At 66.3% G+C, this 13,115-nt stretch carries 11 protein-coding genes; 10 read left to right on the forward strand and 1 reads right to left on the reverse strand.

The annotated features are described in order from the left end of the window. Positions 1-63: 63 nt before the first annotated feature. The 8 genes from rsmB (at position 64) to H162_RS0125790 (ending at position 8,330) form a co-directional block, all read left to right on the forward strand. Positions 64-1,629 carry a 16S rRNA (cytosine(967)-C(5))-methyltransferase RsmB gene (gene rsmB / locus H162_RS0125755; RefSeq protein WP_020656365.1) on the forward strand — a complete coding sequence of 522 codons (1,566 nt, stop codon included), beginning with the start codon at positions 64-66 and terminating at the stop codon, positions 1,627-1,629. Between the two features lie 55 nt (positions 1,630-1,684). Further along, a complete protein-coding gene (locus H162_RS0125760) occupies positions 1,685-2,248 on the forward strand; it encodes a DUF4390 domain-containing protein (RefSeq protein ID WP_020656366.1) in 564 nt (187 codons plus the stop codon). Continuing rightward, on the forward strand, positions 2,238-4,553 hold the full coding sequence (locus H162_RS0125765; protein ID WP_020656367.1) for a sensor histidine kinase: 2,316 nt from the start codon (positions 2,238-2,240) through the stop codon (positions 4,551-4,553). Before H162_RS0125760 ends, H162_RS0125765 begins: the two co-directional genes overlap by 11 nt. 55 nt (positions 4,554-4,608) lie before the next feature. Next, complete coding sequence (locus H162_RS0125770) at positions 4,609-5,337, forward strand: response regulator (RefSeq protein WP_026355099.1); 729 nt, start codon at positions 4,609-4,611, stop codon at positions 5,335-5,337. Further along, positions 5,334-5,774 (forward strand): CobW family GTP-binding protein, encoded by a 441-nt coding sequence (locus H162_RS0125775; protein WP_020656369.1) that lies wholly within the window; start codon positions 5,334-5,336, stop codon positions 5,772-5,774. The genes H162_RS0125770 and H162_RS0125775 overlap by 4 nt, the downstream gene beginning before the upstream one ends. 75 nt (positions 5,775-5,849) lie before the next feature. Then, positions 5,850-6,107 (forward strand): BTH_I0359 family protein, encoded by a 258-nt coding sequence (locus tag H162_RS0125780; RefSeq protein ID WP_020656370.1) that lies wholly within the window; start codon positions 5,850-5,852, stop codon positions 6,105-6,107. A 71-nt stretch (positions 6,108-6,178) separates the two neighbouring features. Continuing rightward, entirely contained in the window at positions 6,179-6,943 is a 765-nt protein-coding gene (locus H162_RS0125785; protein WP_026355100.1) for a class II glutamine amidotransferase, read from the forward strand. A gap of 94 nt (positions 6,944-7,037) precedes the next feature. Then, positions 7,038-8,330, forward strand: a complete 1,293-nt coding sequence (locus H162_RS0125790; RefSeq protein ID WP_020656372.1) for an EAL and HDOD domain-containing protein — start codon at positions 7,038-7,040, stop codon at positions 8,328-8,330. A gap of 105 nt (positions 8,331-8,435) precedes the next feature. Here the strand turns inward: H162_RS0125790 and metH are convergent, their stop codons facing one another. Next, positions 8,436-12,182 carry a methionine synthase gene (metH, locus tag H162_RS0125795; RefSeq protein WP_020656373.1) on the reverse strand — a complete coding sequence of 1,249 codons (3,747 nt, stop codon included), beginning with the start codon at positions 12,180-12,182 and terminating at the stop codon, positions 8,436-8,438. A 274-nt stretch (positions 12,183-12,456) separates the two neighbouring features. Here metH and H162_RS35595 point away from each other — a divergent pair, with 274 nt between their 5' ends. Beyond that, on the forward strand, positions 12,457-12,690 hold the full coding sequence (locus H162_RS35595; RefSeq protein ID WP_020656374.1) for a BrnA antitoxin family protein: 234 nt from the start codon (positions 12,457-12,459) through the stop codon (positions 12,688-12,690). Positions 12,691-12,892: 202 nt separating this feature from the next. Next, positions 12,893-13,115 (forward strand): transposase (locus H162_RS0125805; RefSeq protein WP_169444476.1); only part of this gene is annotated, 223 nt, incomplete at its 3' end.

Below are 13,115 nucleotides of genomic sequence, written 5' to 3' on the forward strand. Positions count from 1 at the left end.
ATTAAGCGCCGCCAAAGCCTAAACCGTTACAATGGGTGCATTTTTCGCAGGATCCTACCAGCCATGACCGACAAGCGCCCGACGCTCACCCTGAAACCCAAGGCCAAGCCGAGCGCGGCCAGGAAGGCCTCGAGCCGGCCTTCCGCATCCTGGCCGCCGGCCGGGGACAAGCCGCGCGAGGCGGGGCAGGATCGTCCAGCCCAGGGTGAGGCCCGCCGCAACGACGCGCCGCGTGCGCCCGCCCGCGAGCGCAATCCGGCCCCGCCTCCGGCCCCTCCGCTGCGCGCCAGCCATGAAGTCCGGGTGGCGGCGCAGCGCGATTTCCGTCCCGACCTGAAGGCCGACTCGCTGGCCCTGGCCCTGCTGGGAGCGGCCAACGCCGTGGCCCGGGTGCGCGCCGGCAGCGCGCTGCCGCAGGCGCTGGCCGGGGTGTTCAACGCCTACGACGCGACGCCGCAGGCGCGCGGCGCGATCCAGGACATCGCCTACCGCAGCATGCGCCAGCTGGGCCGCAGCGAAGTGCTGCTGGGCCTGATGACCAGCAAGGCGCCCGAGCCCCTGATGCTGGGCGGCCTGCTGAGCGCCGCGCTGGCGCTGCTCGACCCGCCGGCCGGCAGTCCCGCGCCCTACGAAGCCTTCACCGTGGTCGACCAGGCCGTCAGCGCGGCCGCCGCCCATCCCGACTTCGCCCATGCCAAGGCCATGGTCAACGCCGTGCTGCGCCGCTTCCTGCGCGAGCGCGAAGCCCTGCTCGCCGAGGCGCTGCGCCAGCCGCTGGCGCAGTGGAACTACCCCCAGTGGTGGATCGACGCCACCCGCGTCGCCTACCCGCAGCAGTGGGAAGCGATCCTCGCGGCCGGCAATGTCCATCCGCCGCTGACCCTGCGCGTCAACCTGCGCAGGACCGCCGTGGCGGCCTACCTGGAGACCCTGGCGGCGGCCGGGATCGAGGCCGAACAGGTGGGCCCGACCGCGGTACGGCTGGCCCAGGCCGTCAATGTCAGCCAGATCCCGGGCTTCCACGACGGCCTGGTGTCGGTGCAGGACGCGGGCGCCCAGCTGGCCGCGCCGCTGCTCGGCCTGGAGGACGGGATGCGGGTGCTGGACGCCTGCGCCGCCCCGGGCGGCAAGAGCGGCCATATCCTGGAAACGGCCCGGGTCGACCTGACCTCGGTGGACGCCGATCCGGCGCGCCTGGCGCGGGTGGGCGACAACCTCGGCCGCCTGGGCCTGGAGGCGACCCTGGTCGCGGCCGACGCCCAGGAGTCCGGCTGGTGGGACGGCCGCCCCTATGACCGCATCCTGGCGGACGTGCCCTGCACGGCCTCCGGCATCGTGCGCCGCCACCCGGATATCCGCTGGTTGCGCCGCAAGTCGGACTCGCTCCAACTTGCAACACTTTCCGCCAAAATACTCGACAATCTTTGGCAGATGTTGCTGCCAAATGGTAAATTGCTGTTCGTGACATGTTCGCTCTGGCCCCAGGAATCGGAGGCGCAGGCTGCCGCCTTCGCGGTACGCCACAATGCGCTGCGCCTGGACGCGCCGGGCCAGCTGCTGCCAGCCAGCGGCGCCGGGCAGGATCATGACGGTTTGTTCTACGCCCTGTTCCAGAAGAGAGCGGAGTAGTGCCGTTCCCCGTTCTCCGAACAACACGCTCAATTTTGAAGGCTCCGGCTCACCTGTGACGTTACGATTTTTCCGCTTCCTCGCCTGCCAGCTGCTGCTGGTCTTCGCGTGCGCGACGGCGCAGGCGGCAGACGGGATCGAGATCACGCGCGCGGCGATCGAAGCCAGCGAGGATGGGTACCGGCTCGACACCGCCTATGCCTTCGAACTGAACCACGGCCTCAAGGACGCCATCCAGCACGGGGTCCAGCTGCACTTCACGACCGAGATCGAACTGACCCGCCCGCGCTGGTGGTGGCGCGACGAAAAGGCGGTCGCGGCGCGGCGCACGATCCGGATCTCGTACGATGTCCTGACGCGCCAGTACCATGTGCTGGTGGTCGGCAGCTTCCAGCAGAGCTTCCAGACCCTGGACGAGGCCATGTTCCTGATCCGTCGTCCGACCCGCTGGCTGATCGCGCCGCGCAATGCGCTCAGGCCGGGCGAGGTCTACAACGTGTCGATGCGCATGTTCATGGACCGCGAATACCTGCAGAAGCCGCTGCAGGTCAATGCTTTCAACGATTCCGACTGGCGTCTCGCCTCCAACAGGAAGACTTTCACCTACCGTGCGGAGTAAATCGGTCAATCAGGCGCTGCGCTATGCGCTCGTCGTCGGCGGCGCCGTCGTTTCCATCCTGTTGTTCCTGCTCGCCTCGGCGTCGGACAACTCGGGCTTCTTCGACCGTTACTACGGCTGGCTGCTCGGCCTGAACGCCGCCATGGCCTTCCTGCTGCTGATCCTCGTGATCGTGGCGCTGGGACGGCTGTATTCACGCTACAAGGCCGGCAAGTTCGGCTCGCGCCTGATGGCGCGGCTGGTGCTGCTGTTCGCCGGCATCGGCATCCTGCCCGGCCTGGTCATCTTCATGGTCTCGGTGCAGTTCGTGTCCCACTCGATCGAATCCTGGTTCGACGTGAAGATCGAGGCGGCGCTCGAGTCCGGCCTGAACCTGGGGCATGCGGCGCTGGACGAGGCGCTCACCGAACTGAGCGCCACCGGCCAGACCGCCGCCGCCGCGCTGGCGGGGCAGGACGACCTGATGGCGCAGACCGTGATGACGCGCCTGATGGCCGACACCGGCGGGCTGCAGAGCGCGATCCTGGTGGACGCCAGCGGCGCCGTGCTGGCCTCGGCGACCGCGGACCGGCGCAGCCTGTCCGCCGATGCGCCGAACGGGCAGATGCTGAAGGCCGCCGCCATCCCCGGCGGGTATGCGCGCGCCGAGGGCGGCATCGACCGCGACTTCCGCGAGCAGCAGGTCGACGCCGCCGGCGGCGAGGCCAGCGCGCTGGACGCGGTCACCAGCCTGCGCCTGCGGGTGGTGCTGGCGGTGCCCGAGCCGCCCGGGGTCGAGGCGCGCTACCTGCAGCTGCTGCAGTCGGTGCCGGTCAACCTGGCCTCGAACGCGGAAGTGCTGCGCACCGCCTACAGCGAATACCAGCAGCGCTTCGTGGCCCGCACCGGGCTGCGCAAGATGTACATCGAGACCCTGACCCTGACCCTGCTGCTGGCGATCTTCGGCGCCATCGGCAGCGCCTTCCTGATCGCGGGGAACCTGGCGCAGCCGCTGCTGGTGCTGGCGGAGGGCACGCGGGCGGTGGCCGAGGGCGACCTGTCGCCGCGCCCGATCGTCGAGACCAACGACGAACTGGGCACCCTGACCCAGTCGTTCAACGCCATGACCGGCCAGCTGTTCGAGGCGCGCAGCGCCGTCGAGCGCAACCGGGCGGCGCTGCAAAGCGCGAAGGCCCACCTGGAGTCGGTGCTGGCGAACATGTCGGCGGGCGTGATCGTGCTCGATGCCGACGGCACCGTGGTGAACTCGAACGACGCCGCCTACCGCATCCTGCAGGTGGAGCCGGGCGCGCTGGCCGGTCCGCTGAACCGGATCGGGGGACTCGAGCATTTTTCGAACTGCATCACGCGCGCCTTCTCGGCCCAGAACGCGCATTCGGCCGCGGCCAGCGGACGCAAGCGCGCGCACTGGCAGCAGCAGATCGAGATCCCGCGCCGTCCGGGCGCGGGGGAAGAGCACGAGCACGACATCACCCTGCTGGCGCGCGGTTCGCGCCTGCCGGTGGGGGCGGGCAGCGGCTTCATCGTCGTGTTCGACGATATCTCGGACGTGATCTCGGCCCAGCGCTCGGTGGCCTGGGGCGAGGTGGCGCGCCGCCTGGCGCATGAAATCAAGAACCCGCTGACCCCGATCCAGCTGGCGGCGGAGCGCATGCAGATGAAGCTCGAGGACAGCCTGCCCCCTGCCCAGGCCGAGCTGCTGAAAAGGGGCACGACGACGATCGTCAACCAGGTGGACGCGATGAAGCGCATGGTAGACGATTTCCGCGATTACGCGCGCACGCCGCCGGCGGTGCTGGAGCCGCTCGACCTGAACGCCCTGATCGACGAGATCCTGCGCCTGTACCTGGCCGAGGACGACTCCGACACCATCCATGCCAGCCTGGCGCCGAACCTGCCGCGCGTGATGGGCGACGCCACCCAGTTGCGCCAGGTGATCCACAACCTGGTGCAGAACGCCCAGGACGCGCTGGCCGACCGCCGCGCGCATGGGACCACCCCGCGGGTCGACGTGACCACCGAGGCCATCCACTACATGGCGGCGGACGGCCTGGCCGGCACCGCGGTGCGCCTGGCGATCGTCGACAACGGCCCCGGTTTCGCACCGCGGATCCTGGCGCGCGCCTTCGAACCCTACGTCACGTCGAAGGCGCGCGGCACCGGCCTTGGGCTTCCCATGGTCAAGAAAATCGTGGATGAGCACGGTGGACGTATTGACATCACGAACCGCTCCGACGGAAGTGGCGCGGCCGTATTCATTTTGCTGTTAAAGTTAGCACCCGAGGCGAACTTGGCCGAAGTATAAAAGCCTTATAAAATCACACACACTGTGACGGGTAGAAGATCAGGAAGGCATACAGATGGCGAATATACTCGTAGTCGATGATGAAATGGGCATCCGGGAGCTCCTGTCGGAAATCCTGGGAGATGAAGGCCATGCCATCACCCTGGCCGAAAACGCGCAGCAGGCGCGCGAGGCGCGCGCGTCGGGCACGCCCGATCTGGTCCTGCTCGACATCTGGATGCCGGATACCGACGGCGTGACCCTGCTGAAGGAGTGGCAGCGCGATGGCATGCTGACCATGCCGGTCATCATGATGTCCGGCCACGCCACCATCGATACCGCCGTCGAGGCGACCCGCATCGGCGCGCTCAATTTCCTCGAGAAGCCGATCGCCCTGCAGAAGCTGCTCAAGGCGGTGCAGCAGGGCCTGACGCGTGCGCAGGAAGTGGCGCGCGCGCCGATGATGGCGCCGCGCCCGATCGCGCCGATCGCGCCCGCGGCGACCGCGGAACCGGCAGCGGCCGCGCCGATGTTCGCCGCCGCGCCGGCGAACCCGGGCAGCGGCCCGCGCCTGGTGCACGCCATCTCGCATGGCGAGAGCACCGGCTACACGCTGTCCTTCGACCTGCCGCTGCGCGAGGCGCGCGACGCCTTCGAGCGCATGTACTTCGAACACCACCTGGGCCGCGAAGGCGGCAGCATGACGCGGGTCGCCGAGAAGACCGGCCTGGAGCGCACCCACCTGTACCGCAAGCTCAAGCAGCTCGGCGTCGAACCAGGCAAGCTGGCCAAGAAAGGGGGATGATGGTCGCCCGCGTGGACACGACCCTCGTCACCGGCCCCTCCGCCAGCGTACGCGAGCAAGCCATTGCGGCGCTGCTCGCGCAAGATCCTTCCCATCCGTCCTCCCTCTCTCACGCGCCTCACGGGCCCGTCCGTGCGCGCCTCGACGCCGTCATCCTCGAAGGCCTGGGCGCATCCGGCGAGCCGCTGCTCGCCACGCCCACGCTGCAGGTGGTGCGCATCGCGCCCGGTTGCCTGTGCTGCGACGGCAATCTGGTTTTGCGTGTAACATTGAATCGACTGTTGCGCCAACGACCTCAGCGGCTGTACATCGGCCTGGCGCGCAGCGAGCATATCGATCAGTTGCGATCGTGGCTGCAAGACCCGCCATACGATCAGCTGTTGGCGCTGAATCCGGTTGTCACACTTGAATTTGGTTCGGCCAGCCCCACCTCTTAACCGAAGTGATCAGCCAGTCGCCCGCCGCCGCGCGGCTGGTGTGCACAACCACTCTGATCGAGAGAAGGAGTCATCATGAACATGATCTACAACAGTGAACAGTACAGCGTCGTCGAATTCGGCGTCGACCGTGAGCTCGAAGCACTGCGTTTTGGCGGCTTCGAGATCGTCGACAAGGCCGGACGGCGCGAAGCGTTCATCGGCGGCAAACTGGCCCAGTCGTTCCGGCGCGACGTCAACAACCTGATCGCCAGCGAACCGACCATGGAGGAGATCGACGACTTCCTGGGTTCCTATGACACCCTGATGAGCCAGCCGGTCGTCCTGCACTGAAGGGCCCGGCGCCATTGTCGCTCCGAGGGCAATGGCGCCCTTTTATGCTGACGGCGTGGTAAGCTGCGCTCATGTGTCAGCTACTCGGAATGAACTGCAATGTCCCCACCGACATTGTCTTCTCTTTTACCGGCTTCGCCCATCGCGGCGGCCGCACCGATACCCACCATGACGGCTGGGGGATCGCGTTCTTCGAAGGTTCGGGCGTACGCCATTTCGTCGATCACCAGGCGGCGATCGCTTCGCCGATTGCCGAACTGATCAAGCGCTACCCGATCAAGTCCACCAACGTCATCGCCCACATCCGCAAGGCCACGCAAGGGCAGGTCGCACTCGAGAACTGCCATCCCTTCGTGCGCGAGCTGTGGGGACGCTACTGGGTATTCGCCCACAACGGCGACCTGAAGGAATTCCAGCCCGTGCTCGATGGTCCGTTCCGCCCGGTCGGCAACACCGACAGCGAACTGGCCTTCTGCTATCTGCTGCAATGCCTGCGCAAGGAGTTCGGCGACCAGCCCCCGCAGCGCGCTGTCCTGCGCGCCGCGCTCGAGCGCCTGGTGCCGGACATCGCCGCGCACGGGACCTTCAACATGATGCTGTCCGACGGCACCGCGCTGTTCACCCATTGTTCGACCAAGCTGTGCTACGTGGTGCGCAAGTACCCGTTCACGGCCGCCTGCCTGTCCGACGAAGACCTGTCGGTCGACTTTTCCCAGGTGACGACGCCGAACGACCGGGTCGCCATCATCGTCACCGAGCCCTTGACCACCAACGAGCAGTGGACCCATTTCGCTTCCGGCGAGCTGGCCATGTTCGTTGATGGGCTGCCACAGTGAAGCATATCGTTCCTACAATAAATTAATGCCAAAAAGCCACTAACAGTGCGGGATGCGGTAAAGTAGTTCAGTTCGCTGCGAGAAGAGAGACGAGATGACCGATACCGCCAGCCATGAACAGGCTTCCCAGCCCCTGCGCATGCGCAATTTCTACCTCGGGCGCCAGCCTGTGCTGGACCGCAACCAGGCGCTGTATGGCTACGAACTGCTGTTCCGCGGCAGTGCCCAGGGCCCGGCGCAGATCGACCCGGCGCAGGCGGGGGCGGGGCTGTCGGCCAGCGCCAGCGTCATCCATCATGCTTCCCAGCTCGGCCTGCCGCGCGCGATCGGCGACGCCACCGCCTTCCTGAACGTCGACAAGGAAGTGCTCATGAGCGACATGTTCGCGTTCCTGCCGCGCGAGCGCACGGTGCTGGAAATCGTGGGCTCGGTGGAGCCGGACGATGCCGTCATCGGGCGCATGACCGAGCTGGCCTCGCACGGCTTCCGCTTCGCGGCCGAAGCCTCGGCCCACGGCGCCAGCCTGGCGCGCCTGCTGCCGGTGATCGACTTCGTCAAGATGGACCTGCGCGCGCTGCCGGTCGTGACCCTGCTGTCGCTGGCGCCGCGCCTGCGCACCACCGGCAAGCGCCTGGTGGCGGAGAAGGTCGAGACCCACACCGAATACCGCACCTGCCTGGACGTCGGTTTCGACTACTTCCAGGGCTATTACTTCGCCAAGCCGACCGTGATGGCCGGCCGCAAGCTGTCGCCGTCGCAGACGACGGTGCTGGACCTGATGAACCTGGTGACCTCGGACGCCGACAACAGCGAGATCGAGCGCGTGGTCAAGCGCGAGCTCACCCTGGGCCTGAACCTGCTGCGCCTGGTGAACACGCCCGCGATGGGGCCGGGCCGGCGCATCGAGTCGATCAGCCAGGCCCTGATCCTGCTGGGGCGGCGCCAGCTGCAGCGCTGGCTGCAGATCCTGCTGTATGCCGAGCCGGGCGTGCGCGGCCACAGCCAGAGCCCGCTGCTGATGCTGGCCACCACGCGCGCGCGCCTGATGGAGCTGCTGGCCCAGCGCCTGCGCCCCGGCCAGCGCAACGTGGCCGACGTCGCCTTCACGGTCGGCATGATGTCGCTGATGGACACCCTGTTCTGCATCCCGATGCTCGACATCGTCGAACAGATCCCGGTCATCGACGAAGTGCGCAATGCGCTGCTCAAGCGCAGCGGCTTCTTCGGCGAGCTGCTGAGCCTGGCGGAAGCCTTCGAGCAGATGGAAGAGGGGAAGGACGACGTGCTGCCGGCGCTGCACGCGCTGTCGATCGACGGCGACGACCTGGCCGAGCTCGAAGTATCGGCCTTCGAGTGGAGCGACAAGGTCGTTCGCTACGCGATGTAGGGTGGGCGGATCCCGCCCACGCGGTGATAGTTGGCAGCAAGATCATCGAGCCCGATATCAGAGCCGGTAACAATCACCGCGTGGGCGGCATAGCCGCCCACCCTACTAAAGATTCGGCGCCAGATACCGTTCCAGCTCGGCCTTGTCCATGCCGCGGCGGCGCGCCATGTCTTCCACCTGGTCGTCCCCGATCTTACCCACCACGAAGTACTTCGACTCCGGATGGGCGAAGTAGAAGCCCGACACCGCCGCTCCCGGATACATGGCGAAGGACTCGGTCAGCTGCATGCCGATCTCCTCCGCCTGCAGGGTGCGGAACACCTCCGCCTTGACCGTGTGCTCGGGGCAGGCCGGATAGCCCGGGGCAGGGCGGATGCCCTGGTACGCCTCGGCGATCAGGGCTTCCTTCGACAGGTCCTCGCCGCTCGCATAGCCCCACAGGTCGACCCGCACGCGCTCGTGCAGGTACTCGGCGAAGGCCTCGGCCAGGCGGTCGGCCAGGGACTTGAGCATGATCGACGAGTAATCGTCGAGCGCCGCTTCGAAGCGCTGCTCGTGCTTCTCGATGCCCAGGCCGGCGGTCACGGCGAACATGCCGATGTAGTCCTGCACGCCCGAGTCCTTCGGCGCGATGAAGTCGGACAGGCACTGGTTCGGGCGCTGCTTGCCATCCACCACCGGCTTGACGCCCTGCTGGCGCAGGCCGTACCAGGTGAACGCGACCTCGTCGCGGCCTTCACCGGTATAGATCTCGATGTCGTCGTCGTTCACGCTATTGGCCGGCAGCAGCGCGATCGCGCCGTTGGCGGTCAGCCAGCGGCCTTCGATGATCTTCTTCAGCATCGCCTGGCCTTCCTCGTACACCTTGCTCGCGGCTTCGCCCACCACCTCGTCGGTGAGGATGGCAGGGAAGGGCCCGGCCAGGTCCCAGGTCTGGAAGAACGGACCCCAGTCGATGTAGCGCGCCACCAGGCCCAGGTCGACGTTCTTGAACACGCGGCGGCCGATGAACTTCGGCTTGACCGGCGCGTACGCCAGGTGCGCCTTGTTGCCGCGCGCCTGTTCCAGGGTCAGCATCGGCAGCGCCTTCTTGTTCGCGTGCTGGATGCGGATGCGCTCGTAGTCCTGGGCCAGTTCGATGATGTACTGGCCGCGCGTGTCCTCGGTCACCAGCGACTGGCCGACCGACACCGAGCGCGACGCGTCCGGCACGTAGACCACCGGGCCTTCGTAGTGCGGCGCGATCTTGACCGCGGTGTGGGCGCGGCTGGTGGTGGCGCCGCCGATCAGCAGCGGGATCTTGCGTTCGCGGAAGTAGGGGTCGCGCTGCATCTCGCGCGCCACGTGCGCCATCTCTTCCAGCGAAGGCGTGATCAGGCCCGACAGGCCGACGATGTCGGCGTTCTCTTCCTTCGCCTTGGCCAGGATGTCGGCGCACGGGACCATCACGCCCATGTTCACGATCTCGAAGTTATTACATTGCAGGACCACCGAGACGATGTTCTTGCCGATGTCGTGCACGTCGCCCTTGACGGTCGCGATCACCATCTTGCCCTTCGGCCGGGCGACGATGCCGGTGCGGCGTTCTTCCGCGGCCTTCTCTTCCTCGATGAAGGGCACCAGGTGGGCCACCGCCTGCTTCATCACGCGCGCCGACTTGACCACCTGGGGCAGGAACATCTTGCCCTGTCCGAACAGGTCGCCGACGATGTTCATGCCGTCCATCAGCGGGCCTTCGATCACGTGGATCGGACGGCCATTCGCCGCCAGCACCTGCTGGCGCATCTCTTCGGTGTCCTCGACGATCCACTGGGTGATGCCGTGCACCAGCGCGTGCGCCAGGCGCTTCTCGACCGGCGCGTTGCGCCACTCGAGGTTCTGTTCCTGTTTGTTGCCGCCGGCCTTCAGGGTGCCGGCGATCTCGATCATGCGCTCGGTGGCGTCGTCGCGGCGGTTCAGCACCACGTCTTCCACGCGCTCGCGCAGTTCCGGCGACAGGTCGTCGTAGACGCCGACCATGCCGGCGTTGACGATGCCCATGGTCAGGCCGGCCTGGATCGCGTGGTACAGGAACACGGTGTGGATCGCCTCGCGCGCCGGGTCGTTGCCGCGGAAGCTGAACGAGACGTTCGACACGCCGCCCGACACCTTCGCGTGCGGCAGGTTGGCGCGGATCCAGCGCGTCGCCTCGATGAAGTCGACCGCGTAGTTGTTGTGCTCCTCGATGCCGGTGGCGATCGCGAAGATGTTCGGGTCGAAGATGATGTCTTCCGGCGGGAAGCCGACCTTCTCCACCAGCGTGTGATACGCGCGGGCGCAGATCTCGGTCTTGCGCGCGAAGGTGTCGGCCTGGCCCTGTTCATCGAAGGCCATCACGATCACGGCCGCGCCGTAGCTGCGGCACAGGCGCGCCTGGCGCAGGAATTCCTCTTCGCCTTCCTTGAGCGAGATCGAGTTGACGATCGCCTTGCCCTGCACGCACTTCAGGCCGGCCTCGATGACCGACCACTTCGACGAGTCGATCATCACAGGCACGCGCGAGATGTCGGGTTCGGAGGCGATCAGGTTCAGGAAGCGCGTCATGGCCGCCTGCGAATCGAGCATCGCCTCGTCCATGTTGATGTCGATGACCTGGGCGCCGTTCTCGACCTGCTGGCGCGCCACCGACAGCGCCTCGTCGAACTGCTCGTTCAGGATCATGCGCGCGAAGGCCTTCGAGCCGGTGACGTTGGTGCGCTCGCCGACGTTGACGAACAGCGAGGACTCGTCGATGGTGAACGGCTCCAGGCCCGACAGGCGCATCGCGACCGGTACCAGCGGCAGCTGGCGCGGCGGCATCGGCGCGAGCAGCTCCGCGATCGCCTGGATGTGCTCGGGCGTGGTGCCGCAGCAGCCGCCGGCGATGTTGACGAAGCCGGCGTCGGCGAATTCGCGCAGCAGGGCCGAGGTGTCGGCCGGCAGCTCGTCGAAGCCGGTGTCGCTCATCGGGTTGGGCAGGCCGGCGTTCGGGTAGATGCAGACGAAGGTGTCGGCGATCTGCGACAGCTCTTCGGCGTAGGGGCGCATCAGGGCGGCGCCCAGCGCGCAGTTCAGGCCGATGGTCAGCGGCTTCGCATGGCGCACCGAATTCCAGAACGCGGGCACGGTCTGGCCCGACAGGATGCGGCCCGAGGCATCGGTCACGGTGCCCGAGATCATCAGGGGCAGGCGCGGCGTGCCGGGATGCTCGTCGAAGTACTGGTCGATCGCGAACAGCGCGGCCTTGCAGTTCAGGGTGTCGAAGATGGTCTCGACCAGCAGCAGGTCGGCGCCGCCGTCGACCAGGCCGCGCACCTGTTCATGGTAGGAGGCGACCAGCTGGTCGAAGGTGATGTTGCGCGCGGCCGGGTCGTTCACGTCCGGCGAGATCGAGGCGGTCTTCGGCGTCGGGCCGAGGGCGCCGGCGACGTAGCGCGGCTTGTCCGGGGTGCTGTACTTGGCGCAGGCGGCGCGCGCCAGTTTGGCGGCCTCGACGTTCATCTCGTAGGCCAGGTGGGCCATGTGGTAGTCCTCCTGCGCCACGCCCGTGGCGCCGAAGGTATTGGTCTCGATCAGGTCGGCGCCGGCCGCGAGGTAGCGCTCGTGGATTTCCTGGATCACCTGCGGCTGGGTCAGGGTCAGCAGCTCGTTGTTCCCCTTGACGAACAGCTCGCGCTGGCCGCTGCCTGCGGGCGCGGCGAAGGTGGCGAAGCGCTCGCCGCGGTAGGCCTGCTCGTCGAGCTTGTACTGCTGGATGATCGTTCCCATCGCGCCATCCAGGATCATGATGCGGCGCGACAGGATCTCGCGCAGCTGGGTTTCGATCGGGGACATGGCTTGCGTTCGGGCGGTCATGATGAATGTTCTCTCTGTGAAGGCGGCTTGACAGGCCGTTTTCTATTGGGCGGTCGACCATTATACGTCATGCGTGCAGGATCGTTTTCTGACGCATCTGCAACAGATTGCGTTTGTATCTTTTTGTATTCAAACACACGAATGATACATGGCGTTACAATTCCTGCCTCGTCAGCAATCTTTACGTTACATACCCCGACGACAATCGAAGTCCGCCTCGACTAGTGGCGTATGTACTTACGGGATAAATCGCATGAACAAAGAATACGAAGCGGATTGGGATCAGTCAGCCCTTCGCACCTCGGACGCCGCAACAACGTCCAAACCGCAAGCCACCAGCGGCGTCAAGCAGATCGTGACGATCCGCCTGGATGTCGACATGCTGGAATGGTTCAAGGCCGCCGGTCCGGGTTACCAGACCCGCATCAACCAGGTGCTCCGCGAGCACATGGAAGCCCAGCGCGTCGCTTCGGCAAGCGCGGAATAATCGCCGTTTTATTTGTCGCAACTTGGTCCGGTCGAAGCTGCCGGCCTTGGACCAGAAGGCCAATCGCAGCATGACGGTTTGATACCGGCAGGTGGGTGACGCACCCATCCTGCAAACAAAAAAGGCAGCCAATGGCTGCCTCAGACTGCTGACAAAGTCAAAAGCCCTCGCCAACGGCGGGGGCTTTTGATTTAATGTCATCATGCTCAAGACACCTTCTCCCTTCCAGCACGAGCTGGAGATGGTCACGCTGGAACAGCTGGTACCGCAAGACCATTTGCTGCGTCTGATCGACCGCCACATCAAGTTCGATTTCATCCGGGAACAGACCGCGCATTTGTACTGCGCCGATAATGGTCGCCCAGCACTGGACCCTGTGACGCTGTTCAAGATGCTGTTCATCGGCTACCTGTTTGGCATTCGTT

Source organism: Massilia niastensis DSM 21313 (genome assembly GCF_000382345.1).
Classification (GTDB): Bacteria; Pseudomonadota; Gammaproteobacteria; order Burkholderiales; family Burkholderiaceae_D; genus Telluria; species Telluria niastensis.

Coding starts and splice junctions, on each gene's coding strand:
- H162_RS0125785 (WP_026355100.1), top strand. CDS start 6,179: ATGTGTCAGCTACTCGGAATGAACTGCAATGTCCCCACCGACATTGTC.
- H162_RS0125780 (WP_020656370.1), top strand. CDS start 5,850: ATGAACATGATCTACAACAGTGAACAGTACAGCGTCGTCGAATTCGGC.
- H162_RS0125775 (WP_020656369.1), top strand. CDS start 5,334: ATGATGGTCGCCCGCGTGGACACGACCCTCGTCACCGGCCCCTCCGCC.
- H162_RS35595 (WP_020656374.1), top strand. CDS start 12,457: ATGAACAAAGAATACGAAGCGGATTGGGATCAGTCAGCCCTTCGCACC.
- metH (WP_020656373.1), bottom strand. CDS start 12,182: ATGTCCCCGATCGAAACCCAGCTGCGCGAGATCCTGTCGCGCCGCATC.
- H162_RS0125770 (WP_026355099.1), top strand. CDS start 4,609: ATGGCGAATATACTCGTAGTCGATGATGAAATGGGCATCCGGGAGCTC.
- H162_RS0125790 (WP_020656372.1), top strand. CDS start 7,038: ATGACCGATACCGCCAGCCATGAACAGGCTTCCCAGCCCCTGCGCATG.
- rsmB (WP_020656365.1), top strand. CDS start 64: ATGACCGACAAGCGCCCGACGCTCACCCTGAAACCCAAGGCCAAGCCG.